The sequence below is a fragment of the Microbacterium halimionae genome (assembly GCF_011761265.1).
Taxonomy (GTDB): Bacteria; Actinomycetota; Actinomycetes; order Actinomycetales; family Microbacteriaceae; genus Microbacterium; species Microbacterium halimionae.
Genome location: NZ_JAAOZB010000002.1, coordinates 174,388 through 199,690 on the forward strand (window position 1 = coordinate 174,388; position 25,303 = coordinate 199,690).

Here is a 25,303-nt window from a genome sequence, read left to right on the forward strand (position 1 = left end):
GAGCGGCCGGTGGCCAAACTCTATTTTCGCTACGGCGCGATGAATTCGGGTAAGTCGACGGCGCTCTTACAAGCGGCGTACAACTACGAAGAGCGAGGACAGCGTGTTCTGCTGGCCAAGCCTGAGATAGACACGAAGGATGCCGGGCGCATCTCGAGTCGATTGGGCGTCTCGCGTGAGGTTGACTTTCTCATTCGTCCTAATGACGACGTGCGCGCGCTTTTTCGTGAGCATCGTCACGAGGGCGTGGCCTGCCTCCTGATCGACGAGGCGCAGTTTCTCACCCCGGTACAGGTCGATGATCTCTTGCGCATCGTCGTCTTCGAGGGTGTTCCGGCCTTGGCATACGGCATCCGCACCGATTTTCGCACCGAAGCCTTTCCGGGTTCGAGACGCCTCATGGAGCTTGCTCACAGCCTCGAAGAATTGAAGACCATCTGCCGGTGCGGGCGTAAGGCGCTCTTCAACGCACGACTTGTAGAGGGACGCTTTGTTTTCGACGGCGATCAGGTGGCAATCGACCAACTGACCGCTGACAGCGTCACGTACGAATCGATGTGTGCCGAGTGCTACCTGACTGAATCAGGCGGACGACTCGCCGTCTGAACGATTCTGAGCGGCGGACTGGACGCGAGCGGGGTGAGGCGGAGCCGACTTGCTACCTTCGCTTTGCTTGGTCAGACCACAAGCGCTATTGTGGTCTGACCATTGGAGGAAAATGTGACGATCATCGAAGAAGATGTGCCCACCCGAGCATGGCGATCGGTACTTGAAACGATCGAATCGCAGCTGCTTGAAGGTCTTTTAGCTCCTGGAGACCGGCTGCCGTCTGAGCGTGAGCTCGCAGCGAAACTCGGCGTCGGACGCTCTAGTGTGCGCGAAGCCTTCCGCGTGCTCGAGGTACTCGGGCTCATCCACACTGCGACCGGAAGCGGACCTTCTGCCGGTGCGATCATCATCGCCACACCGCGTGGTGGCATGGCGGCGCTTCTTCGACTTCAGGTCGCGGCTCAAGGCTTTCCGCTCGAAGACGTCGTGGCAACCCGCCTCATGCTGGAAACATCAGTCGTCGCAACGCTCGCGAACGAGACCGAACGCGATGTGGCGTCGATCAAAGAGATTCTCGATGCGATGGACTCCGTGACGCTGGAGCGTAGCGAGTTCGTGGCGCTTGATGCTCAGCTTCACGTCGCTTTGGCCGAGGCCACCGGGAACGTCGTGGTCTCCGCGATGATGGCGGGCCTGCGCTCCGCGATCGAGTCCTATGTGCAAGCCGGGGCTGCGGCACTTCCCAACTGGGAAGAGGCAGCGGCGAACCTGCGTCATGAGCACCGCGAGATCTTTGCGGCTATTAATGAGGGCGATGCGGCATCCGCTCAAACCCTCGTGCACGATCACATCACCGGCTACTACGCGGGTATTTCCCGCCACACTCTTTAAGGAAGGACCACGATGGTCTCGCGACAGCTCCCCAAGGTGCCCGAACTTCTAGAACTCATGCAGTTCAAAAAGCCCGAACTCAACGCGAAAAAGCGTCGGCTCGATCAGGCTCTGACGATTGCCGATCTACGAAAGATCGCTAAGCGCCGCACCCCGAAAGCGGCATTCGACTACACCGACGGAGCGGCAGAAGGCGAGCTGTCCCTCGCGCGCGCGCGCCAAGCATTCGAAGACGTCGAGTTTCACCCGGGCATCCTCAAGCCGGCGCCCGATGTCGATACTTCAACGACGATCCTCGGCGGGCCAAGTGCCCTGCCGTTCGGGATCGCACCGACAGGATTCACCCGTTTGATGCAGACCGAGGGTGAGAGCGCGGGAGCGGGAGCCGCGGCGGCCGCAGGGATTCCCTTTACGCTTTCGACCCTTGGCACGACGTCGATTGAAGATGTGAAGAAAGCAAACCCGCACGGCCGCAACTGGTTTCAGCTTTACGTCATGCGTGACCGCGAGATCTCGTACGGCCTGGTGAAGCGAGCGGCAGAAGCTGGATTCGATACGCTGCAGTTCACAGTAGACACACCCGTCGCTGGCGCGCGTCTGCGGGATAAGCGCAACGGGTTCTCTATTCCGCCGCAGCTGACGGTTGGCACAATCGTCAATGCGATCCCGCGCCCGTGGTGGTGGGTTGACTTCCTCACGACACCGAAGCTCGAGTTTGCTTCGCTGTCGACGACCGGCGGCACTGTGGGTGAGCTACTCGACGCTGCCATGGACCCGACCATCAGTTATGACGATCTCGACATCATTCGTGAAATGTGGCCCGGCAAGATCGTGATCAAGGGCGTTCAGAATCTCGCGGACTCGAAGCGACTAATCGACTCCGGCGTCGATGGAATCATTTTGTCGAATCACGGCGGGCGTCAACTCGACCGGGCTCCGATCCCGTTCCGACTGTTGCCGGAGGTCGTCCGCGAAGTAGGTCGCGACGCAACAGTGATGGTCGACACCGGGATTATGAACGGCGCCGATATCGTGGCTTCCATCGCTCTTGGCGCGAAGTTCACATTGATCGGTCGCGCGTACCTTTACGGTTTGATGGCCGGTGGGCGTGAGGGCGTCGATAAGACGATTTCGATCTTGCGCAGCGAGATCGAACGCACGATGCAGCTGCTCGGGGTCGCGAGCCTCGAAGAGCTCCAGCCCAGTCACGTCACGCAGTTGGCGCGACTTGTTCCAGTTTCTGAGGCCGCGCGCGCAGTCGCTGAGCTTTAGCGGAGTTCGAGGGTGGGGAGGAGCCGGTCGAGATAGTCGGCCGTGTCTTCCCACCCCTCGACGGCGTGGCATTCAACGCCGAGTGTGAGTACGGGGTAGTCGTTGCCATCGGGATCGAGTCGGTCGCCCACAAAGAGCATGTCGTCGAGCGAGATACCGGTCTGCTCAGCGAGCTTCGTCATGCCGTATGCCTTGTCGATGCCGCGGTGCGTGATGTCGACCGACGTTGAGCCACCGGAACGCACTTCCAAATCCGGGATGCGGGCGGCAACTGCCTCCCGTAACGAATTTTTCTTAGCGCCTGTGGGGTCCCACGCCATCTTTGCCTCGAGTGGGGCGCGTTGCCCAAGCGCTGAGAACGTGATCTGTGAACCTCGGTCTTCCAGGATGTCACCCCACGTTTCCTCTGCCCACAGGTCCAGGCGGCGAGCTTCTTCTTCAACGGCTGCTAGTGCGCGCGTCTTCTCGTCGTCACTCAGTGTGTGTGCGTAAACGGTGGTGATACCTGAGACCTCGAGGCGATAATACTGCGTACCGCACGTCGGCATGAGGTGAAAAGCAGACAGGACCTCTTCTGCGGAAGGGGGGAGTTTCTCGACGACCTGAGTGCGGAACTGCGCGAGTTGGCCACCGGAAATAATGGCGACTTCGACACGCTGCGCAAGAGCGACGAGGAGTTCGCCGATGCGAGGATCGATTTCACTCTTCGATGGAGCGAGGGTGTCATCGAGATCAAATGCCACAAGCTTAGGTGTGCGAGGGGAGGGCATCTCAGGCTCCTGTCGTCGGTATGCGAGAGGCTCCACCTTACGGCGGAGCCTCTCTGTTGTCGGGGTGACAGGATTTGAACCTGCGGCCTCGTCGTCCCGAACGACGCGCGCTACCAAGCTGCGCCACACCCCGTATCAACCACACAACTCTACCGTGATTCCAGCGTGGCGACGAATCGTCCGCTTCGCGTCCGCCGTGCACGTGAGATGGCCAACAGCCCGAAGCCGATGGCGAGGGCTGCGGCCCCCACAGCGCCCAGGTGACGGAGCGTCATCCCATTGCCGTCGAACGGGCCTGTGACGGCAAGATCGCTAACGATTGTCGATTCGTGTTCTTCCCCGCAGGTACCTCGCACGAGCACCTGCGTCTCAGTATCCGGCGAGGTGCGGTAGCGGAGTTCAGCTATCCAGTGCTTCGTGCCCGACGTGGGCGAACTCACATCCGGCGAACGGTACTCGCCGCTGCCGGTTATCGGAACGCTAGCGGTCTCGAATTCGAGCGTGTCGTCTGTGCAGACCGGGGGTGTGTCGCGCTCGTTGTGAAACACGTAGAAGACGATCTCAGCGTCGGTATCTGCGGCAAGGCCTGTCACCTTGGCGGTGTCGTAGAACGGTTCGTCGACCCCCGCTCTTTCAAGCGCTGTCGTTACGACATCTGGAGCTGTGACCGTCGTCGTTTCGTTTTCGAGGCCGCATTCGCCCTGCGAGAGCAGACGGCGTTCGCCGCCGCCTGCGGGGGAGTACCAGAGGTACTCGATCCAGTAGTAGGTGCCGTCGTGGTGGGCGCGAACCCCGGGCGAAACATGGTCGCCCTCAGCCGTGACAGTGATCGGTGCTGTCGTTTCGACGAGTGTCTCTGGAGTGCAAGCCGCGGCCGGGTCTACATCTTCTTCGGCACGGTAGACCTCGAACGTCAGCTCGGTTGCTCCGCTTTGCGGCACCGGGCCCGCAACGTGCGCTGTGTCAGTGATGGCTGCCCCGAAGTCGGCTTCGGGGAGTGCCGTCGTGGTCACCGTCGGAAGAGGTGCGGTGGTTGTCTCGTTCTCGATGCCGCACGCACCGAGGTGCACGGTTCGACCATCGGTGTCGGTGGCGTGTTCCTGCCAGTAGTACGTGCCGAAGTCCGGAACCTGTGGTGCCTCGATTGTGATGGTGCCAGATTCAGGCACCGGCACCGGCTCTGTTGTTTGCCACACGAGGTTTTCGGGCACGCACGCGTTGGCGGGCTCGACGTCCTCCGGGGCGCGGAAGACGGATGCTGTCACGAACAGTCCGCCCAATGGAACAACACCCTCGACGATGATGTCGTCTGTCATCGCACCGCCGACCGCGGCAACGTGCTGCGCTCGAGACGAGATCGCAGTGACCATGGTGACTTGACTCACTTCGCCGAACTGCTCCGTCCAGCTGTAGTCGTCGGGCAAGGTCGCCGCAACCTCTTCGCTCTGCGTGGTTGCATCGATTTTCCACACTGCAGTGTAGAAACCAGGTTCTGGAAACTCCCACTCTGACTCGACCCGGTAAGGCACGGTCGGCCCGCTCGAGGTCTCGCTCGTGAGCGCGAGGGTCCCGACTTCTTCGGCGTCGCTGGGCACCTCGTCGGACAGTACAGGTTCGGACTCGGTGCGATAGACGGTCGCCACCGCCGAGATCGGTAGATACTCGCCTGCACCGTTTCTCGCCCAAGCGCCCTCTGCGCTGGCAAAAGTGACGTCGTCGCTGTAGGTGCCGCCGGCGACGTAGCGGGATACGACCTGAGTTGTGATGACGGGGGAGAACGTTGTCTCGCGATCAACGGCATCCTCTGCAGCCATCGAGACCTCGACACGACCAGCGGGGCCCGCCGTGTCTTGACCGCCTGGCGTGGAATAGTGGCGCACTGCTCCCGCGAATCCTCCGCTGAACGCGCCCGACGCGCGTACCCGAAACGGTGTTCCGGCTGTCGGGGCATGAGCTTGGATCTCGTAGCTGGTTCCGGGCACGGCGGTTTCGATGCTTGCTGAACCGTTCTGAGCGAACACACCGTTTTCAAGCGTGAGTTTTCCGCTCGCATTCGGCACGTCGGTCTGGGCCGTTAACGTGCCACGCATCGGATCCTGTTGATTGATCGTCAGCTCGAGTGAGCCGGATCCACTTGATGGAGATGCCGGAGTGTTGGTCGCTTCTGTGTAGTACGAGGCGGCAAGGTCTTGCACGGCTTGGTCATGTTCGGGGGCAAGGGACGAGAACGTCCAGTGAATGGCGCCCTGCAAACTATCGCCCTGATAGCCGAATGCGTGCAGAGTTTCGTTCCAATTCGCGATTGCTTTCACTGCCCACCCCACGCTCGCCGCCTGCACCGGGTCACTCGTTTGGCCGTACTTCGAAATCAGAAGATTTATCCCGGTCAGCTGTTCGGTACTCAGCCCCGCCGCAGACGAACTGATGCCGTGATCGACGGTGTTCCCAGTGGGTGCGGGCTGACCGGGCACTATGCAGTACGTGTGCACGCCACCCACGACCATAGAGCCGTGCCAGCCGTAGGTCGAGGTCGGTGCCCACGTGCCGAATCCGCTGCCCTGGGATGCGGCTTGCACCGGGAGGGAGATCAGGATGCCGCCCGTCGCTAGGGCCGCCACGATCACTATCGCCACAAGGATTCTTCGCATACCAACGATGGTTGACCGTCAGTGATCTCGCTCACCGGCCGGGGCGGAGCGCTGTGGAAAACCACTGCACCTTTCGGGGCTGTGGAGAGAAAGGTGATGAAGCTACGCGCGGGGCAGAAGCGTCAGCAGAGACGCTTCTGGGCGGCATCCGAATCGAACCGGTGCGTAGATCGAGTGGCCGATGCCGGCGCTGACGTTTAGGGGAGCAGCGGTGCCGCCGTGAGACCAGGAACTGAGGCCGCGCGCCTGGTCGAGTGGAATGTCGCAGTTTGCAACGAGCGCCTTGGATGAGCCGGGAATCCGCACTTGTCCACCGTGCGTGTGACCGGCTAAAATCGCGTTGGCACCGAAATCGACGAATGCGTCCAGCACTCGGCGGTACGGCGCGTGTGTAACTCCGAGTGTTAGATCGGTGCGCTTTTTCAGCTTGCCGATCTCAGGTGCAAGTGACGGGATGTCATCCCACTGCCGGTGCGCGTCGTCTACGCCGAAGGCGTTTATCCTCAGGTCTCCGATACGAAACGTCGCCGTTGAATTGTTGAGTCCGCGCCATCCGAGTTCGTCTTGCAAGAAAGTGTCGAGCGCGTGAGTGTCGAGCGGTGCCGCCGCGGGCGTGTGAGAAGAAGGACCGAGGAAGTATCGCAGCGGGTTGCGCGGGGAGGGCGCGACGAGGTCATTCGAGCCGTGCACGTACAAGCCCGGCACTCCTCGAAAAGCACTCAATGCTCCGCGGATACCTTCGAGCCCACGCGGATGCCCCAGGTTGTCTCCAGTATTGATCACAAGATCGGGCTTGAGGCCTGCGAGAGACGCAATCCATTCTTGTTTGCGATGCTGCCAGGGTGCCATGTGAGCATCAGAGATGTGAAGTACTCGCAGCGGCTGTGATCCGGGAGGCAAGACGTGCACGTCGCGTGTGCGCACGGTGAAGAGGTAGCGCTCGATCCCGATGCCCCAGACCGCCGTGCTTACGCCGGTTGCCCCCACCGCTGCGAGAGCGGTGAGGGCAACCTTTGTACTACGTGATGTCATGGGCAGGTTGCGGCTTTGTAGTTGATCGCCACGGTTGCGCCCCGCGCGACGACTGTGCCGCCGGCCGGGTCAGTGCCGGTCGCTGTCTTCGTCTTGTCCGCGGGCTTGTCTTCGTCGCCACCCGATCCGCCGGTCTTGGTACACGTGCCGACCACGGGGTTGAGGCCAGCGCCCGAAAGCGTTTGCTGCGCTTGTGCGAGCGTTCCTGTCACGCCTGGTACCGCGACGCCGTTTCCATTGCTGGGCGTGATCGTGACGGACGTACCGCCAGCGACTTTTCCGGCACCCGGGCTCTGGTCGACGATGATTCCGGCGGACTCGACAGCGTCGATTGCATCGCCGACACGAACTTGGAAGCCCGCGTCTGAAAGAGTCTGCGTCGCCTGGTCGATCGACTGCCCGATGACACTCGGCAGATCGCGATAGACGGTGCGTATCAAGGTCGAGTCAGGGTCGGGGAAGTTCTCTCCGCCGAATGCGACGTCGGCAGCGTGTTGAATATCGCGAGCGATGGCATAACGCAGACTCGAAAGCTGACGACCGTTCGAATATCGATTGAACAGATCATTCGTGCCGTTCGAGTTCCCAACCCATACCGCCGTCGTCACGTTCGTGGAAGACTCGATCATCCACGTCTGGTAAGACTCGTGTGTTCCGGTCTTGCCAATGAGTGGCGTGCCGTCGAAGGGGTTTCCCTGCCACCCCGTTCCGTCGCTCGCCATGACGCCTTGGAGTGCGTACGCGGCAGTTGCCGCAACTTCGGGAGTGATGACCTGATTGCATGACTTTTCAGCCAGTTTCAAGTCTTCGCCGTCAGCGTTGGTGACTCGATCGATGGCCGTCGGCTCACAAAAGATGCCCTTGTTCGCGATTGTGGCGTATGCACCGGCCATGGCGATGGGGGACACATTGTCCGAGCCGATCACCGTGCCGGCAGTTCCCATCGTGATCGGCTTTCCGGTGCCGAGAGCCACTCCCATTTTCGTGGCGTCGTTGGCGATGTCGCACAGGTCGAGTTCTGAAGCCATGGCGAGGTACCCGGAGTTCAACGACTGCGCGGTAAACCTCATTGGGGTGCCTACCGAACCGCCGACGTTGCCGAAGTTATTGATCTTGTCGTTCGAAAAGTTCACCCAATCGCCTTCGCATGAGTTCGTCATGCGCTGGAACACGCGATTTCGTCCGTCGAGTACTTCATTTACGGAGTGTCCCTGCTCGAGCCAATCCACAAGCGTGAAGAGCTTGAATGTTGAACCGGCGTTGAACCCGTCTGAGTTGCCGTACTGGCGGTTGCCCGCGTAAACGAGGGAGCTGTAGTTCGGATCGTCAGCGAGCGCCGCGTCTTCGCTGAACTTCGTGTTTTGTGCGATCGCGAGAATACGACCACTAGATACCTCGATGTTGACTGCTGTGGCGCCGAATTTCATGTTATCCACCGATGTCGGTGCATAGACATTCATCGAGTCCTGAGCTTGATTCTGAAGGCGCCAGTCCAGCGTCGTGTAGATGTTCAAGCCGCCGCGCTTGAGCGTGCGGTCACGTTCGTCTTGTGTCTCACCGAGCGCGGTATCTTGGCCAATCCACGATACGACGTACTGGCAGAAGTAGGCGGCATCCCCGGCAGCGGCACAGCCCGTGGTCGGGTCGGTAATGTTTGGCTCGATCGGCGCGGCGACGGCCTCGTCGTGCTGCTCTTGAGTGATTTTTCCATCACTCAGCATCCGGTCTAGAACATAGATCTGGCGGTCTTTTGTCAGTGAGTAGCCGTCTTCGGCGCTGTTGATGGGGTTTCCATCGCGGTCGGTCGATGACCCGCCTGGCATATCGATGCGATAGGTGTTGGGGTTCTGAACGATGCCGGCGATGACAGCAGCCTGACCCAGCGTCAGGTCTGAAGCCGAGACATTAAAGTAATGACGGGCGGCTGCTTCGACACCGTAGGTCGTTCCACCGAGGTTCACAATGTTGAGATACCCGAGAAGAATTTCGTTCTTGGAGTACTCCTGCTCGAGCGCGATTGAATACCGCATCTCTTGGAGCTTGCGCTCGATACCGTCGGAGCCGTTCGAGTTCGTGGCAGCGGTGAAGCACTGCTGCTTCTCTTCATCCGTGGCCGCGCTGCTCTCACAGCGCTGGATGAGGACGTTTTTCACGTACTGCTGGCTGATCGATGACCCGCCCTGCAGCTGACCCGACCCGCTGAGGTTGCTCAGGAGTGCTCGTGAAGTACCGATGAGGTCGATACCGCCGTGCTCGTAGAAGCGCGGGTCTTCACTCGACAGCAGCGCGTCGTACATAACCGGCGCGATCTCGTCGAACGTTACGGGTTCACGGTTCTGCTCATAAAACTGGGTGAGCTCTTGATACTCACCCGTGTCTTGGTTCTTCGTGTAGATCGTCGAAGGCAGCATCAAGTCATCGATGGCCAAGTAGTCAGGCATGTTCTCGAACATCGAGATGGCACTTGACGCTGCGGCGCCGGTGACTGCGACGGCAGGAGTGATTGTGGCGGTGATAAGTACGCCGGCAGCGACGCTGAGACCAACTAGTCCTGCGAGGCCGCCGAGCACACCGCTGGCAGTCCGTTTCTTCTCGGGCATAGGCTTGATGCTAGGCCAGATACCTGGGGAATCCCTTGATCACGCGCGCACCAGCGCAGCCTATGCCCTCACCGAACCGCGAACATCCGGAGCTCCGATGACCACGTGGGAATACCTCACCACTCCTCTATTGATCCACAACACCGCCGCGATCCTCAATAACTGGGGCAAACAGGGCTGGGAACTTGTGCAGGTCGTGACCGGCCCAGAAGGCGGACTTGTCGCCTATTTCAAGCGACCCACCGGGGGTGGAACTGCAAACGCCGGACTGGACGCTGCAGCTGTCGCCGCTCAGCAGTTCGAGGGGGAGTGAGATGAGCGTTTCAGCATCCCTCGCGAACCTCGGTATTGATCTTCCTGACGTTGCCTCGCCCGTCGCGTCCTACATTCCAGCGACGACACACGGTGATCTGGTCTTCACCTCGGGTCAATTGCCGTTTGTAGCTGGTATTTTGCCAGCTACCGGCAAAGTTGGTGAGGGACGCGGCCACGTGGACTCCTCGGACGCCAACCAGTACGCACGAGTGAGCGCCCTCAACGCGGTAGCTGCCGCTGCCGCTGCAGTCGGAGGCGTCGACCGACTCACAGGAGTGGTGAAGGTTACGGGGTTCGTGGCATCCGCTCCCGAATTCACTGGCCAGCCTGGCGTCATCAACGGTGCCAGCGAACTCCTTGGAGAAATCTTCGGTGAAGCTGGCACACACGCTCGTTCTGCTGTGGGAGTCGCGGTGCTGCCGCTCGACTCGCCCGTCGAAGTCGAGGTCATCTTCTCGTTCGAGTGACGCGAACCCGGTTAGCGCACTTGAGCGCTGATCACGCTCATAACGGCGGTATCGGCGAGGGTCGTGGTGTCTCCGACATCGCGGCCCTCTGCCACATCCCGCAGTAGTCGACGCATGATCTTTCACGATCGTGTCTTTGGCAGTTCGCCAACGATGTAGACGTCGCGCGGTTTCGCGATGGGGCCGATTTGCTCACCGACCCGTGTTCGAAGGGTGCACGCCAGCCCGTCGAGCGAGTGCGCATCGAGATAGCTCTGTTTGACGGATCACAAAAGCGACGACCGCCTGGCCCGTCGGCCAAAACGAGACCACGGAGCCATTCGTAGGCGCCTTCATGAACCGTCCGGTCGCGGTGTTCCTCGCGTATCGTCATCTGACATGAGCACTACGGCGACAGGCCAACCGGCCGTACCGGCGAGAGATCGCGGATGGAGGAGCGTCGGCTATGCCGTGGCGTTCTGGCTCTTTGCCGTCGCCGGCTTGCCCATCATGACCGGTGCATGGTTCTTGCTTCCATTGGCCTCCCTTGAAGAAGCCACTGAGCAGCCGAAGGCGCTTGCCGCGGGCACGACTATGGCGGGGACAACCCTCGTGATGGGCGTACTGCCGCTGGTCGTGGCGCATATCATCGGTTTCGTGATCCTCTGCACGATGGGTGGTGCGGGCAAAGTGAACCGTCGCGTTGGGATGCTGTGGGGGGCTGTAGCGGTCGCTACGGCATCGCTCATCGGGCTCGCCGTCGTGTGGGTGCTATCCGGCGGGGAACTCATCTACATGGTCGAGTACGTTCCCTGATGGCTCAGCCGCCGCGCCTCACTTCTTGCCGGTCACTTTCGACTGGATCGTGCTCATGACCATCGTGTCTGCGAGGGTTGTCGTGTCTCCAACCTCGCGTCCCTCCGCCACGTCACGGAGGAGACGGCGCATGATCTTCCCTGAGCGTGTCTTCGGCAACTCGGTGACGATGTAGATGTCGCGAGGGCGAGCGATCGGACCGATCTGTTCGCCTACCCATGTGCGAAGGTTCTTCACCAAGGCGTCCGTGTCCTTCAACACGTCCTTGTGACTCTCTTTGATACATACAAAAGCCACCACCGCCTGGCCGGTGGCCTCGTCCGACGCCCCGACAACTGCAGCCTCTGCAGTTGCTTCGTGCGCAACAAGCGCTGATTCAATTTCGGCGGTGGAGAGTCGATGTCCTGAGACGTTCATCACGTCATCAACTCGGCCGAGCAACCAGATGTCGCCGTCTTCGTCTCGGCGAGCGCCGTCGCCAGCGAAGTAATACCCCTGCGCTGCGAACTTCTCCCAATACGTCTCCACAAAACGGTCGGGATCGCCCCAGATTCCTCGCAGCATGCTGGGCCATGGTTCGGTGACGACCAGGAGACCGCCATCGCCGTTCGCAACGGTTTCGCCGGCCTCGTTCACGACCTCGATCGCGACTCCGGGCACGGCTACCTGTGCGGAACCGGGCTTGGTCTCGGTCACTCCGGGAAGCGCCGAAATCATGATGGCTCCGGTCTCGGTTTGCCACCACGTGTCGACGATGGGGGCAAGGTCTGCGCCGATCACGCTTCGGTACCACATCCATGCTTCCGGGTTGATTGGTTCACCCACCGACCCGAGCAACCGCAGTGAACTGAGATCGAACTTCTGCGGGATATGGCGACCGATCTTCATGAACGATCGGATAGCGGTGGGCGCCGTGTAGAGGGTTGTAACTCGATACTTTTCGACGATCTCCCACCAGCGCCCAGGGTGGGGGCTGTCGGGCGTTCCCTCGTAGATCACCTGTGTCGCGCCGTTGGCGAGTGGCCCGTATGTCACATAAGAGTGGCCCGTGATCCACCCGACGTCTGCAGTGCACCAGTACACGTCAGATTCGGGTTTGAGGTCGAACACGTTTCGATGTGTGAACGCCGCCTGGGTGAGGTATCCGCCCGAGGTGTGAACGATGCCCTTCGGCTTTCCTGTCGTGCCGGATGTGTAAAGGATGAACAGCGGATTTTCGGCGGGAAAAGCTTTCGCGGTGTGGGCAGCGGAGGCCGCAGGAACAACGTCATGCCACCACAGATCGCGGCCTTCTTGCCACTCGACCTCGTTGCCACCGCGCCGCACAACCAGCACGTTTTCGACGGTTTCCTGCACCCCGTTGCCGCGGTCGGCAAGCGCCATATCGACAGCCGGCTTGAGAGCGGAAACCTTGCCCTTTCGGTATCCACCGTCGGCGGTGATGACGACCTTGGCACCCGCATCATCGATGCGTGCTCGCAGGCTGTCAGCAGAGAATCCGCCAAAGACGACCGAGTGAACGGCTCCAATGCGTGCGACTGCGAGCATTGCGACAATCGCTTCGGGAATCATCGGAAGGTAGATAGCGACTCGGTCATTGACTGAGATCCCGAGGTCTTCCAGAACGTGTGCGACCCGACTGACTTCGTCAGTGAGCTCTGCATAGGTCACTTGACGTTCGTCGCCGTTTTCGCCTTCCCAGAGCAGCGCGGTTCGGTCACCGTTTCCGGCCTCGACGTGACGGTCGAGACAGTTGTACGCGACGTTGAGCTCACCGTCAGCGAACCAGGTTGCAAACGGCGGATTCGACCAGTCGAGAACTTGCTCAAACGGAGTGTGCCAGTGCAGCAACTCTCTCGCCTGGGTTGCCCAGAAATCATCCCTGTTGGCATTCGCTGACTCGTAGAGGTCAGCCGAGGCCACGGCCGCCGCTGCGAATTCGGCTGAGGGTGCGAATTTGCGGGATTCGTTCATGAGGTGATCGATCTGTGTGCTCATCGAGCGCTCGCTCCTTTGCGACTATCGTGCGCGTCACTCTATCTCGCACGTCAGCGCCCGTTCCACCTGTCATGACGCCAGGTTTCAGCAGGCCCGAGGTCTGAGCTGATATATCAGTGCGCGATCGGCTGAATTCGGGCTCGTGGATGTTCATCACTGCGTAAAGTTGTTACGGCCGAACTTTGATTCTGGCTTCGCGGCGCTTGACCACCCCCCTGATGCATGCGTCGCGCGGGCGGCATCCCATTCCCCCATGGGATGTCGCCCATTTCCTTTCTTCCTCCCCATTTGCCGAAGAACGATGCGGTCTCCACGAGGGTTCAGGTTCGTTCCCGAGCGTGCAAGCCGGGTTCGTAGCCTCGAAGGATGCCGCAGCCGTTTGTCGTTCAACCACGTGTATCTCAGGGCGTGTCTTCGACCCCGCAGAGGGGAGAAGGCATCCGTCGGCACGTCGAGCGTTCGCACTTCGCCGAAATACCGGCGTTGCGTCCATTGGTGCGCTGGCTGAGCGACCCCGAAACGACCGATGTGTTCGTCAATGGTGCGGACGGACTCTTCGTAGATCGCGGCAACGGCGCCGAACGCGTTCCGCAGTGGCGTGCAAGTGTTGACGACGTTCGCGAACTCGCTGTGGCGCTGATCGGTCTCGGCGGACGACACCTCGATGACGCAACACCCTGCGCTGACGTGCGCCTCGAATCAGGGATGCGGGTGCACGCCGTGTTGGCACCGGTCGCTCCCGCTGGTGCGACGATTTCGATCCGAGTACCGCGCTTTGATGCGCCCGATCTTGACGAGCTCCAGCGTCGAGGAGCGTTCGATGCTGCGCAACGCGCTCACCTCGAAGAAATCGTTGTTCGCCGACGGAACGTCCTCATTACGGGTTCAGCCGGTAGCGGGAAGACGACTCTTCTGGCTGCAATGCTGCAGCGAGCTGTGGCATCCGATCGCATTGTGACGATCGAGGACGTGGCGGAGCTCGCGATATCTCACCCTCACCACGTGCGGTTAGAAGCGCGCCAATCGAACCTCGAGGGTGCGGGAGGGGTAGGGCTCGCTCAGCTCGTGCGTGAAGCTCTGCGTATGCGACCCGATCGGCTCGTCGTGGGGGAGTGCCGTGGCGCTGAAGTGCGCGAACTGCTCTCGGCCCTGAACACCGGACACGACGGCGGTGCTGGCACACTGCACGCGAATAGCCTGCGAGATGTGCCCGCGAGGCTTGAAGCGCTCGGGTCGCTCGCGGGATTGGACGATCGTGCGCTTGCGCGTCAGGCTGCAAGCGGACTCGACACCGTCATTCATCTGGAACGCACTCGCGAGGGTCTTCGCCGCATCGCCGGTTTCGGCACCCCCGCCGTTGAAGACGGTCGCCTGGTGATTTCTGAGGACTCGCGATGAAGCTGCTGCGGCGCCCGAGCAGCACCGAGCCTGACCGCTCAGCGGCGGCTGAAGCCGTGCTTCGCTTGGCAGTTTTGCTTCAGGCCGGTATTCATCCGAAGCGGGCCTGGCAATACCTTGCCTCAGCGGGAGATCCGGTCGCTCAGCGTGTGGAAAGCGGGAGCGATGTCGCTACCACCCTGCGAGAGATCGGACCGGATTGGCAACCGGTGGGCGCAGCCTGGAAAGTGGCCGAAACTGTGGGAGCGCCGCTCGCCGACAGTCTCCGCGCCGTCGCCGGTGCGCTGCGCGACGCCGAAGAGTGCGCCGATGAGGCCAGAGTTGCGCTCGCGGAGCCCGCCGGGACCGCGCGACTGATGTCGTGGCTGCCGCTTGTTGCGGTGGGACTTGCGCTCGCTCTCGGATTCGACGTCGTGGGAGTTTTTATCTCTCAACCTGTCGGTGCTGTGTGCGTCATCGCGGGCCTTGCGCTCATGCTGTGCGCTCGCCGGTGGACGCGAAAGCTCGTGCGTGCGGCTGCTCCGCCACCGGGCGTACCCGGCCTCGACGCTGAGCTCATGGCGATTGCTCTGTCAGGCGGTGTCTCTTTGGAACGCGCACGCTCAGTCGTGAGCGGTGCGACGCAGGTGGCGACAACCGAGTCAACCGCCGACACCCTCGCACTTTCACGCTCGGCAGGAGTGCCGGCCGTCGAGCTGCTTCGCGCGTCGGCAGCGCTCGCGCGTCATCGTGCGCGAACCGACGGCGGGGTGCGCGCAGCGAAGCTGAGCTCACGACTGCTGTTACCGCTTGGCGTCTGCACACTTCCGGCTTTTCTGCTCCTCGGGGTTGCCCCGATGTTCCTCAGCGTTCTCGCGTCGACACCGATGTCGATTTGAGTTCCCGCTGTAACAAGAGTGCCCACCGTGACCGAATCGAGGAGAATCTCATGTTCCACATCCCGTCCAGAACGAGCAAGATCAGAGTGCCGCAGCTCTCACGTCGTCGTGCAGAACGCCTGTACCGAAGACCCGCCGCCCGAACAGGAATCATGCGTGATGATGAGGGGGCAGCGACCGCTGAGTACGCGATTGCGACGATGGCGGCTGTGGCATTTGCCGGTTTGCTCGTCGTGATCATGCGCTCCGATGAAGTGCGCGGCATCCTGGAGGATCTCGTGCGCCGCGCCCTGACCGTCGCATGAAGCAGCGGTGGGGCGAGCGTGGTTCGGTGACTGCCGAGTTCGCGGTCGCCCTGCCCGCTGTGCTCGTCGTCGTCGCTCTCGCGGTCGGTACGCTCGGTGCGGCTTCACGCCATGTCCGTCTGCAGGATGCCGCGGCAGACGCCGCGCGTTGGGTCGCTCGCGGCGAAGATAGCGACAGCGCGCTGGGTCTGGTCGGTGAAGCGGTCTCTGGCGCATCGGCGTCGATCGAGTATCGCGGCGATCTGGTCTGCGTCATAGCGAGTGCTCCAGCTGGCGCAGCCCTGACGTTCGTTGATCTTCGCGCCTCGTCATGCGCACTCGCGGGGGGACTCTGATGGCGGGCACACTCTCGGTGCTGGGGATCGTCGCGGGAGCCGCGGTGCTGAGCGTGGGGCTTGTGACGGCCGGAAGTGCTGCCGTCGCGGGGCAACGGCTCGCGAGCGCTGCGGACTCAGCAGCGCTTGCTGCGGCAGACACGGCGTCGGGAGCCGAGATCGGTGTGCCATGTGATCGCGCCGCCGAAGTGGCCGCCACATTCGGGGCCGCTGTGTCGTCGTGCGCACTCGACGGCCTGATCGCCACGGTGAGCGTGACCGGGACTTTCTTGCGCTGGCAGACCTCGGCGACGGCTCGCGCTGGACCACCGCCGTGAGCGCTACACCAGATCGCGAAACGCCCGAAATGATTGCGCGCGGGGCGAACCTGGTGCGGCGATGCGCTGAGGTCACAGTCTGTGGTGTGTATGGTGTGCAACGAAGAAAGGACCACACGTGGCTACCGGCAGCAAGGCTCAGGGCAAGAAACTCGTCATCGTAGAGTCGCCCACAAAAATGACCTCCATCCAGGGGTACCTCGGCGATGGCTATGAGGTGTTGAGTTCTGTCGGTCATATCCGCGACTTGGCCAGCAAGAAAGACATCCCCGCCGACAAAAAGGCGGCGTACGGCAAGTACTCGATCGATGTCGACAATGATTTTGACCCCTATTACGTGGTCAACGACCGCAAGACGAAGACTGTCGCTGAGCTGAAGCGGGCGGTGAAGACCGCCAACGAAGTGTTGCTCGCTACTGATGAGGACCGCGAAGGCGAGGCCATCGCGTGGCATCTGCTCGAGGTGCTGAAGCCGAAGGTTCCTGTCAAGCGCATGGTCTTTCACGAGATCACCAAAGACGCCATCAAAGCGGCCGCCGAGAACACGCGAGAGCTTGATCTCGCGCTCGTTGACGCTCAAGAAACTCGCCGCGTACTCGACCGTCTGTTCGGGTGGGATGTTTCCCCGGTGCTCTGGCGCAAGGTCGGTTCGGGTCGCGAAGGCGCAGCTCTCAGCGCCGGACGCGTGCAGTCAGCCGCAACGAGGCTGGTTGTCGAACGCGAACGCGAACGTATGGCGTTCGTCTCAGCGTCGTACTGGGACATCGAAGCTCTTGCGCTGAAAGGCACGGATGCCTTCTCCACTCGTCTCGTGCGGGTAGACGGGGCTCAGCTTGCGCGTGGCACCGACTTCGACGACTCCGGTCAGCTCAAAAAGGCTGTGCTCGTTCTCAGCGAAAAAGACGCCCAGGAGCTTGCCGCTGCTGTCATCACCGCGGGTGAGGCATCCGTTTCGAGCGTTGAGGCAAAGCCCGGCACACGCAGCCCGAAGGCCCCGTTCACGACCTCGACAATGCAGCAGGAGTCCGGTCGCAAGCTCTCGATGAGTGCGAAGCACGCGATGAGCGTTGCTCAGCGGCTGTATGAAAAAGGTTTCATCACCTATATGCGTACCGACTCGCAGTCGCTGTCGACGCAGGCGATCACGGCGGCCCGCGAGCAGGCCGTGGCGCTCTACGGCGACCGTGCCGTTCCGGCGAACCCCCGGGTGTACCGCAGCAAGTCGAAGAACGCTCAAGAGGCCCACGAGGCAATTCGTCCGTCGGGTGAGCATTTCCGCACCCCAAGCTCGGTCGCCAGCAGTCTCGACCGTGACGAGCAGCGCCTCTATGACCTCATCTGGAAGCGCACTGTCGCAAGCCAGATGTCCGATGCCAAGTATGAAACGACGACAGTCACGATGGCCGTCGAAGCCGGCGGCAAGAAGGCTGAATTCACAGCCTCCGGCACCGTTTACACGTTCAAGGGATTCCTCGAGGCGTACGAAGAAGGCAGTGACGAGAAGCGAAGCGATGCCGATCGGGCATCCGATCAGTCGCTCCCGGCTCTCGCCGTCGGCGATGTGCTCGGCGTGAAAGACGTTGAAGCGAAGAGCCACGCAACCACGCCGAAGCCGCGTTACACCGAGGCGAGCCTCGTGAAAGCGCTGGAAGAAAAGGGCATTGGTCGCCCCTCGACGTTCGCGAGCATCATCGACGTCATCCTCGACCGTGGCTACGTCAGTAAACGCGGTCAGGCGCTCGTTCCGAGCTGGCTCGCATTCAGCGTTGTACGCCTTCTCGAAGAGCACTTTGCCGACCTTGTCGACTATGACTTCACGGCGGCGCTCGAAGATGACCTCGACGCGATTGCCCGTGGTGAGCAACAGCGGACGTCGTGGCTGAAGGAGTTTTACTTCGGCTCTGAGGGGCACGTGGGGCTTCGGAACATCGTTGACAACCTCGGTGAGATCGATGCGCGAGAGCTCAACTCGACGCCGATCGGCGACGTCGCGACTCTGCGGTTCGGTAAGTACGGTCCCTACCTCGAAGTGCCAGATGCGACCGATCCAGAGGCCAAGGCGCGCATCGTCAATGTGCCAGAAGAGCTTGCTCCGGATGAGCTGACACCCGCCAAGGCGCAGGAGCTCATCGATGCTCCCGTCGCGGGCGACCGCGTGCTCGGAGAGAACCCCGAGAACGGGAAGCTGGTTGTCGTTAAGGACGGCCGCTTCGGCCCGTACGTGCAAGAGCTCGAGCCTGAAGAGCCTGAGGCGGTAGACGAAGCAACGGGCGAAGTCACCGAATCTGCGCCGAAGAAGAAGGCGACAAAAAAGACCGCGGCGCCTAAGCCTCGCACCGCGTCGCTCTTCAAGAGCATGTCGGTCGACAGCGTCGATCTCGAAACTGCGCTGCGGCTGCTCGACCTACCTCGCGTGGTCGGCAAGGACCCGGAGTCGGGCGAAGAGATCACGGCCCAGAACGGCCGCTATGGTCCGTACCTCAAAAAGGGCGCTGACTCGCGCTCGCTCGATAGCGAACAGCAGATCTTCGACATCACTGTCGAAGAGGCCGTCGAGGTTTACAAGCTGCCGAAGTACGGTGCGCGCCGCGCCTCGAGTGCCCTGAAAGAGTTCGACGCCGACCCGGTTAGCGGCAAGCCGATCAAGATCAAAGATGGCCGTTTCGGTGCCTACGTGACTGATGGCGAGACGAACGCGACGATTCCTCGTGGCGAGACTCCCGATGACGTCGATTTCGAACGCGCCAAGCAGCTGTTGGCAGATAAGCGCGCCAAGGGGCCTGCCCCGAAACGCACAGCCCGCAAAACGACAGCTCGCAAGACCACCGCGAAGAAAAAGTGACTGACCGAGGGGTGTGGATCACGCTCGAGGGCGGCGACGGAGTCGGCAAGACGACTCAGGCGGCGCTGCTTGAGGCGTGGTTGGGCTCGAAGGGCCGCACTGTTGTACGCACCCGCGAGCCCGGCGGCAGCGAGGTCGGCACGCTGATCCGCGAGATCGTGCTCCACCATCGCGGCGATGTCGCGCCCCGCGCCGAAGCGCTGCTTTACGCGGCTGATCGCGCCCACCACGTCGCAACGGTGGTGCGCCCAGCGCTTGAGCGCGGCGATGTGGTGTTGCAAGACCGCTACCTGGACTCATCGGTTGCGTACCAGGGCGCGGGACGTGTACTCGACCCCGCAGAGGTTCGTTCGTTGTCACTCTGGGCGACAGAGAACGCGCTGCCCGACATTACCGTGCTGCTCGATCTTGACCCGGTGGCCGCCCGCGAGCGTTTAGATGCCGCAGACAAACCCTTCGACAGGCTTGAAGCTGAGAAGGCCGACTTCCACGCGCGGGTGCGGCACGCATTCCTATCGCTCGCTGAAGCCGAGCCGGAACGCTTTCTGGTCGTGGACGCAAGTCGCGACCCGGCCGACATTTCTCGCGAGATTCAACAGCGCATGACGGCGCTCCTCTAGGGGCGATTCTCCAGCGCTGCTCCGCTCGGGGAGGAACGTCAGCGGTCGACAGTAGGCTGGTCGGCATGGATGCTCCCACCCCGACGGTGTCGCCCGCTGGGGCGCCCAATATGTCGCTCGGTGATGTGCCCTGGGGTGCTGTGTGGGGGCAAACGGATGCCGTCGCCACTCTGCGTGCGGCAGCATCCGACCCGTCCGCTCTCACCCACGCGTGGCTTATTACCGGTCCTCCGGGCTCCGGGCGTTCAACTCTTGCGTACGCGTTCGCGGCGGCCCTGATCGCTGAGCCCGGTGACACAGCGGCCATGCGCCAGGTGATCGCGCGCACCCATCCAGACCTCACAGCTCTTCGCACCGAGCAGGTGATCATCCGCATCGAAGAAGCTCGCAAGCTGGTGGAGCGCGCCTACTTTTCGCCGTCGGTTGGGCGATACCGCGTGATCATTGTCGAAGACGCTGATCGCATGGCCGAGCGCACGTCCAACGTGTTGCTGAAGGCGCTCGAAGAGCCGCCAGAGCGCACTGTGTGGGTGCTCTGCGCCCCGAGCGACGCCGACCTCTTGCCTACGATTCGATCACGCGTGCGCACGCTGCGGTTGCGTGAACCGGAGATCGCTGACGTAGCGCGCCTCATCGTCGAACGCACTGGCGCCGATCCTGCTGTCGCCGAACAATCAGCCCGTCACGCTCAGCGTCACATTGGAATGGCGCAGCGACTCGCGACGGATGCCGCAGCCCGAGACCGTCGAAATGACACCTTGCGCTCTGTGCTCGGGGTGCGCGGTGTGGCCGACGCGGTCGAGGTTGCAGCTCAGGTCGTGAAGGCCGCGACCGAAGACGCGAAGACTCTGACTGCGGAGCGTGATGATTCTGAGCGCGCTCAGCTGCTGCGCACAGTGGGAGTGCCGGAAGGCGCAGCTGTGCCTCCCGGAGTGCGCGCACAGGTCAACGCACTTGCCGACGAGCAGAAGCGGCGCGCCACGCGAAGTCTTCGCGATGGAATCGACCGCGTCCTCACCGACTTGCAGGCACTGTTTCGTGACGTGGTCATGATGCAGTTCGGTCGCACAGAGGGGCTCATCAACATTGAGCTTGCGGACCCTCTTCACGCGGTTGCCCTGGCTTGGCCACCCACTCGCACTCTGGCTGTGCTCGATGAGATTGCCACGACGCGGCGTCACCTTGAGCAGAACGCTGCCCCCGCTCTCGCGCTAGAGAGTTTGTTCATCACTGTTGCGACCGGGAGAACCCCATGACTTTTTCGCTTCGTCGTTCGGCTCTTGCGCTCGTTGCAGGGGGTGCGGTTGTGGCCGTGGCCTTGTCTGGCTGCTCATTCAAGCAAGACTCCACACCAGCACCCACTCGTGCTCCTTCGACATCGGGTGTTGCCGCTGAGCTGCTGCCCTACTATGAGCAGGCTGTGGAGTGGACCGAGTGCAGTGACGTCTTCGAGTGCGCGACAGTCACCGCTCCACTCGATTGGAGCGACACCTCAGCTGGCGATATCGATCTCGCTATCATTCGGCACACTGCGACAGGCACTGATCCGCTGGGATCTCTTCTCGTAAACCCAGGAGGACCCGGCGCGAGCGGCGTGGCGCTTGTGCGCGACTCGCTCGATTACTCGGTCGGTGCCGACCTGCAGGTGTCTTACGACGTCGTGGGGTTTGACCCGCGTGGGGTGGGGGATTCGACAGCGGTCAGTTGCTATGACGCATCCGGGATGGATGCGTATCTCTACGATCTGCCAACGGGCGCGCGCGGAAGCGACGAGTGGACGGCCGAACTGGATGCGGCGAACGCTGACTTTGCGGCGGCCTGCGATGCCAACAGTGACGGCATCCTTCCCTACATCACGACCGAGAATTCCGCGCGCGACATGGACCTCTTGCGGGGTGTGCTTGGTGATGACCAACTCAACTACCTCGGCTATTCGTACGGCACGTTCCTCGGCGCGACGTACGCGAAGCTCTTCCCCGAAAATGTTGGCCGACTCGTGCTTGACGGCGCTATCGATCCGGCTGTTTCTGGCCTCGACGTCGGCACAACTCAGGGCATCGGCTTTGAGTCGGCGCTTCGTGCTTACATGGCCGACTGCCTCGCTGGGGAAGACTGCCCGTTCGCTGGCACAGTCGATGATGCAATGGCAGACCTCGGCACGCTCCTCGCGAGTGTGGACCGCTCACCGCTTGCAAACGCAGATGGCCGGATGCTCGGCTCGAGTTCGCTGATGACAGCAATCATCGCGGCGCTGTATTCGCAGGGCAGCTGGCCATATCTCACCACCGCGTTGACGAGCGCTCTGGCGGGCGACCCGAGCGTCGCTTTCGTACTCGCCGACTTCTACTACGCACGCGAAGACGGCGTGTATACCGACAACTCCACTGAGGCCTTCGCGGCTTACAACTGCATGGACTATCCGCTTGACTACACGGCCGATGAGAAAGCTGCCGCGCAGGCACGTCTCGAAGCCGATGCTCCAACGATTGCCCCGTACTGGTCGGGACCAGATCAGTGTGAGGAATGGGTTTACCCAGCCACGGGCGTGCGCGAAGAGATCACAGCGGCGGGCGCTGCTCCAATCGTGGTTGTCGGGACGACGAACGACCCGGCTACACCCTACGAGTGGTCGGTGGCGCTCGCTGATCAGCTTGAGTCAGGCGTGCTCGTCACGCGCGTGGGCGAGGGGCACACGGGTTACAACAAGGGCAACACGTGTGTGGACGACATTGTCGAAAACTACTTTTTGACAGGTGACGTGCCAGCGGAAGATGTTGTCTGCGAATAGTTCGGTTCGCGGGTGTTCGTTTGGGCATGTAAGATCGATGATCGTGCATAGCGCAAGCTACGCGCGCCACCTTAGCTCAGACGGCAGAGCGATTCACTCGTAATGAATAGGTCAAGGGTTCGATTCCCTTAGGTGGCTCCAACTCCCAGGGCCAAATATCCGCATGATTGTGCGGTTGTCGAGCCCGTTCCGCCCTGTCCGAATGGGGCGCTGCCCACACTTTGCTCCCACATTCGAGCTCAGTGAAGCCGTGCGGGTCGTCGCGAACAGGCCCGAATCCACTCGAAGCGGCCGGCGACGTGCGTCGGAACTCCATCAAACGAGTCGCGTCAGCCGTTGGGGAGGGAGCCATGGCAGTCACCTTCGCTCACAGGTTTCTGGCGGAGACTTTCGGATGGGCCTGCGGAGCCGCTCGGGCGGATTATGACGACTTACGGCGACGCGGGAGAATCATAGATTCACGGCAACAGGAAGTCGTGTGAGCACATCGGAAGCGGCCGCAGTCCCGCCAGGGTCCCCTTATTCGCTGATGAGCGAAGAACAGGTGCGCGCCTGGTGCGCCTACATGAAGGTGCAACTCAGGCTGGTCTATGAGATGAATCGCCAGCTTCAAGCGGACAGCAACATGTCGCTTCCCGATTATGACGTTCTGGTCGCGCTGACAAGCGATCCCGAAGGAAAACTGCGCGTCGCGGCGCTGGCGACCCGCCTGGGGTGGGAGCGAAGCCGCGTCTCGCACCACGCGCGGCGGATGTAACAACGATCGTTGCTTGAAACGAGCACCGCAACCGATGATCGACGCGCAACCGACGTGCGTATAACAGAGGCGGGATGGCGGGCGCCCCGTGCGGCGACCCCATCTCACGTTGCGCTCGTGAAGTCGGGCTTCTTAGATGCGCTCGCCCCGGATGATCTAGAGCAGCTTGCCGGGATCATGGAGCGGATCTACGACCAGCTCATCGACAACGGGACGCTCCCTCGTCCGGTCGATCACCCCTGACGGGGCTCGTTCTGGTTAGCCCGTTGCCCGAGGCGATGATCGAGCGGGCGACACCGTCTCTCGAGGGACGGGGATATCTCGGTCGAGTACGGCGAGGTCGTAGGAGCTGGTTCCTCGACGATAAGCACTTTCACGACGCAGCTCCCATGTGCTCAGAGCTCGCGCACCCCGAGATATCGGCAGCATATGCAAAAGCGCATACGCCGCCGCAACAGGCCGCCTTCTTGACTGAGAACATGAACACACACACAGGCCTCAGACAGCGACGCCTCACCGCCGTCATCGGTGTCGCTTTGCTCGCCGCCGCCGAGAACCCGACCGTGGACCTGAGGACTGAGCGATGATGACCGCGCTCACGACTCCGCGCCCCACGCTCTCGCGCATGCACGCACCGACTCTCCACACGCTCCCCAGTGCGGTCGCGGCGAACGTCGAGCGGATGCGGTTGGCCACCCATGCCCGCCTCATGGCGGTCGTGAAGGCCGATGGATACGGTCTCGGATCAGTCCCCGTCGCCCTCGCCGCGATCGGCGCCGGCGCCGAATGGCTCGGCGTGACCGATGCCAAGGATGCCGCAGAGCTTCGTGATGCGGGCGTCGAGGTGCCGATCCTCGCATGGCTGAACCCGGCGGGGGTCGACGTCGCGCAGGTCATTGCGGATCGCGTCGATGTCGCGGTCGGCTCCGTCGACGAGCTGCGACAGCTGATCGCCGATGCGTCGTCGCTGCCTGATGGACGCGTGCGTGTGCACCTGCATATGGACACCGGCATGTCGCGTGGCGGCGTGCGGCTCGAGGACTGGGCCGAACTACTGCGGACGGCGCGTTCTGGACGCGGTCGCATTGAGGTGGTCGGCGTAATGGGGCACCTTCCAGACGCCGACGCCGCCGACCCTGCGATCAACGCCCCGGCGGTGCTGCGCACGTGCCAGGCGAGGGATGCCGTGCTGCGCGCAGGGTTCGGTCCGCTGATCGTGCACCTCGCGGCGACGTCGGGCACGCTGACGGATCCGGCGACGCACTTCGACATGGTTCGCGTCGGCGCCGGGCTCGTCGGCATCGACCCGTCCGAGACGGTGTCGTTGCAGGGGGCTGCGCTGCTGACGGCGTCGGTCGTGCACAGCAGCACCGTGCCTGCGAGAACCCCCGTCGGGTACGGCGGGGCGTACGTGACCGAGGGCATGACCCGCCTCAGCGTGATCGGCGTCGGTTATGCCGACGGCATCCCGCGCGAGCTGGCGCTGGGCGCGGCCGTCGCGATCGACGGCATCCGATGCCCGATCGTCGGGCGGGTGTCGATGGATCAGATCGTCGTCGACACCGGCGATCTGACCGTACCTCGAGGCGCGACAGCGGTGGTCTTCGGCCCGGAGGGCGGTGCGGTGCCGAGCGTGCAGGAGTGGGCGAGGTGGGCTGGAAGCATCCCGCATACCGTCGTCACGGGCATCGGTCCGAGGGTCGAGAGGGCGATCGCGTGAGGGTGC

Annotated in this window: 23 protein-coding genes, 2 tRNA genes and 1 pseudogene; 19 read left to right on the forward strand and 7 right to left on the reverse strand. The window is 62.1% G+C overall.

Annotation, left to right across the window (positions count from 1 at the left end; genetic code table 11):
* The first annotated feature begins 9 nt into the window (after positions 1-9).
* The 3 genes from FHS06_RS08550 to FHS06_RS08560 all read left to right on the forward strand — a co-directional run bounded on the left by FHS06_RS08550 (position 10) and on the right by FHS06_RS08560 (position 2,712).
* Complete coding sequence (locus FHS06_RS08550) at positions 10-606, forward strand: thymidine kinase (RefSeq protein WP_167048424.1); 597 nt, start codon at positions 10-12, stop codon at positions 604-606.
* 114 nt (positions 607-720) lie between these two features.
* Positions 721-1,440, forward strand: a complete 720-nt coding sequence (locus FHS06_RS08555) for a FadR/GntR family transcriptional regulator (RefSeq protein ID WP_310734785.1) — start codon at positions 721-723, stop codon at positions 1,438-1,440.
* A 12-nt stretch (positions 1,441-1,452) separates the two neighbouring features.
* Positions 1,453-2,712 carry an alpha-hydroxy acid oxidase gene (locus tag FHS06_RS08560; protein ID WP_167048426.1) on the forward strand — a complete coding sequence of 420 codons (1,260 nt, stop codon included), beginning with the start codon at positions 1,453-1,455 and terminating at the stop codon, positions 2,710-2,712.
* Here the strand turns inward: FHS06_RS08560 and FHS06_RS08565 are convergent.
* From FHS06_RS08565 to FHS06_RS08585, 5 genes are all read right to left on the reverse strand, one after another.
* Entirely contained in the window at positions 2,709-3,482 is a 774-nt protein-coding gene (locus FHS06_RS08565) for an HAD-IIB family hydrolase (protein ID WP_167048428.1), read from the reverse strand. The genes FHS06_RS08560 and FHS06_RS08565 overlap by 4 nt on opposite strands.
* A gap of 59 nt (positions 3,483-3,541) precedes the next feature.
* Positions 3,542-3,615 (reverse strand) — tRNA-Pro (locus FHS06_RS08570).
* Positions 3,616-3,631: 16 nt separating this feature from the next.
* Positions 3,632-6,130 carry a hypothetical protein gene (locus FHS06_RS08575; RefSeq protein ID WP_167048430.1) on the reverse strand — a complete coding sequence of 833 codons (2,499 nt, stop codon included), beginning with the start codon at positions 6,128-6,130 and terminating at the stop codon, positions 3,632-3,634.
* Between the two features lie 102 nt (positions 6,131-6,232).
* Positions 6,233-7,162 carry a metallophosphoesterase gene (locus tag FHS06_RS08580; RefSeq protein WP_167048432.1) on the reverse strand — a complete coding sequence of 310 codons (930 nt, stop codon included), beginning with the start codon at positions 7,160-7,162 and terminating at the stop codon, positions 6,233-6,235.
* A complete protein-coding gene (locus FHS06_RS08585; RefSeq protein WP_167048434.1) occupies positions 7,159-9,762 on the reverse strand; it encodes a transglycosylase domain-containing protein in 2,604 nt (867 codons plus the stop codon). Before FHS06_RS08585 ends, FHS06_RS08580 begins: the two co-directional genes overlap by 4 nt.
* Before the next feature lie 97 nt (positions 9,763-9,859).
* Between FHS06_RS08585 and sp36 the strand changes: the two genes are divergently transcribed.
* Positions 9,860-10,075 (forward strand): Sp36 family protein, encoded by a 216-nt coding sequence (sp36, locus tag FHS06_RS08590; protein WP_167048436.1) that lies wholly within the window; start codon positions 9,860-9,862, stop codon positions 10,073-10,075.
* Between the two features lies 1 nt (position 10,076).
* Complete coding sequence (locus FHS06_RS08595; RefSeq protein ID WP_167048438.1) at positions 10,077-10,544, forward strand: RidA family protein; 468 nt, start codon at positions 10,077-10,079, stop codon at positions 10,542-10,544.
* A gap of 11 nt (positions 10,545-10,555) precedes the next feature.
* Here the strand turns inward: FHS06_RS08595 and FHS06_RS08600 are convergent.
* Positions 10,556-10,838 (reverse strand): annotated as a pseudogene (locus tag FHS06_RS08600) (AMP-binding enzyme); the annotation flags it as partial.
* A gap of 84 nt (positions 10,839-10,922) precedes the next feature.
* On the opposite strand from FHS06_RS08600, the gene FHS06_RS08605 reads away from it, so the two are divergent.
* The gene (locus FHS06_RS08605; RefSeq protein ID WP_167048440.1) at positions 10,923-11,339 is read left to right on the forward strand and encodes a hypothetical protein; all 417 of its coding nucleotides are present in this window, start codon (positions 10,923-10,925) and stop codon (positions 11,337-11,339) included.
* Between the two features lie 18 nt (positions 11,340-11,357).
* Here the strand turns inward: FHS06_RS08605 and acs are convergent, their stop codons facing one another.
* The gene (gene acs, locus FHS06_RS08610; RefSeq protein ID WP_167048443.1) at positions 11,358-13,337 is read right to left on the reverse strand and encodes an acetate--CoA ligase; all 1,980 of its coding nucleotides are present in this window, start codon (positions 13,335-13,337) and stop codon (positions 11,358-11,360) included.
* A gap of 366 nt (positions 13,338-13,703) precedes the next feature.
* On the opposite strand from acs, the gene FHS06_RS08615 reads away from it, so the two are divergent.
* From FHS06_RS08615 to alr, 13 genes are all read left to right on the forward strand, one after another.
* Entirely contained in the window at positions 13,704-14,735 is a 1,032-nt protein-coding gene (locus tag FHS06_RS08615) for a TadA family conjugal transfer-associated ATPase (RefSeq protein ID WP_167048445.1), read from the forward strand.
* Positions 14,732-15,613: a type II secretion system F family protein gene (locus tag FHS06_RS08620; RefSeq protein WP_167048447.1), complete on the forward strand. Its 882-nt coding sequence runs from the start codon at positions 14,732-14,734 to the stop codon at positions 15,611-15,613. Before FHS06_RS08615 ends, FHS06_RS08620 begins: the two co-directional genes overlap by 4 nt.
* Before the next feature lie 50 nt (positions 15,614-15,663).
* Complete coding sequence (locus FHS06_RS13980; protein ID WP_243845426.1) at positions 15,664-15,918, forward strand: DUF4244 domain-containing protein; 255 nt, start codon at positions 15,664-15,666, stop codon at positions 15,916-15,918.
* Positions 15,919-15,944: 26 nt separating this feature from the next.
* Positions 15,945-16,253, forward strand: coding sequence for a TadE family type IV pilus minor pilin (locus FHS06_RS08630; RefSeq protein WP_310734786.1), 309 nt, complete (start codon positions 15,945-15,947; stop codon positions 16,251-16,253).
* Positions 16,253-16,570, forward strand: a complete 318-nt coding sequence (locus tag FHS06_RS08635) for an Rv3654c family TadE-like protein (protein ID WP_167048451.1) — start codon at positions 16,253-16,255, stop codon at positions 16,568-16,570. Before FHS06_RS08630 ends, FHS06_RS08635 begins: the two co-directional genes overlap by 1 nt.
* A gap of 118 nt (positions 16,571-16,688) precedes the next feature.
* Complete coding sequence (topA, locus tag FHS06_RS08640; protein ID WP_310734787.1) at positions 16,689-19,412, forward strand: type I DNA topoisomerase; 2,724 nt, start codon at positions 16,689-16,691, stop codon at positions 19,410-19,412.
* Positions 19,409-20,032: a dTMP kinase gene (gene tmk / locus FHS06_RS08645; RefSeq protein WP_167048453.1), complete on the forward strand. Its 624-nt coding sequence runs from the start codon at positions 19,409-19,411 to the stop codon at positions 20,030-20,032. Before topA ends, tmk begins: the two co-directional genes overlap by 4 nt.
* Before the next feature lie 110 nt (positions 20,033-20,142).
* A complete protein-coding gene (locus FHS06_RS08650; protein WP_167050232.1) occupies positions 20,143-21,288 on the forward strand; it encodes a DNA polymerase III subunit delta' in 1,146 nt (381 codons plus the stop codon).
* Positions 21,285-22,820, forward strand: a complete 1,536-nt coding sequence (locus FHS06_RS08655) for an alpha/beta hydrolase (protein ID WP_167048455.1) — start codon at positions 21,285-21,287, stop codon at positions 22,818-22,820. The genes FHS06_RS08650 and FHS06_RS08655 overlap by 4 nt, the downstream gene beginning before the upstream one ends.
* A gap of 65 nt (positions 22,821-22,885) precedes the next feature.
* A tRNA-Thr gene (locus FHS06_RS08660) sits at positions 22,886-22,961 on the forward strand.
* A gap of 388 nt (positions 22,962-23,349) precedes the next feature.
* Complete coding sequence (locus tag FHS06_RS13795; protein WP_208388135.1) at positions 23,350-23,577, forward strand: MarR family transcriptional regulator; 228 nt, start codon at positions 23,350-23,352, stop codon at positions 23,575-23,577.
* Positions 23,578-23,586: 9 nt separating this feature from the next.
* The gene (locus tag FHS06_RS13800; RefSeq protein WP_208388137.1) at positions 23,587-23,820 is read left to right on the forward strand and encodes a hypothetical protein; all 234 of its coding nucleotides are present in this window, start codon (positions 23,587-23,589) and stop codon (positions 23,818-23,820) included.
* 340 nt (positions 23,821-24,160) lie between these two features.
* A complete protein-coding gene (alr, locus tag FHS06_RS13990) occupies positions 24,161-25,297 on the forward strand; it encodes an alanine racemase (RefSeq protein ID WP_243845427.1) in 1,137 nt (378 codons plus the stop codon).
* Positions 25,298-25,303 lie beyond the last annotated feature (6 nt).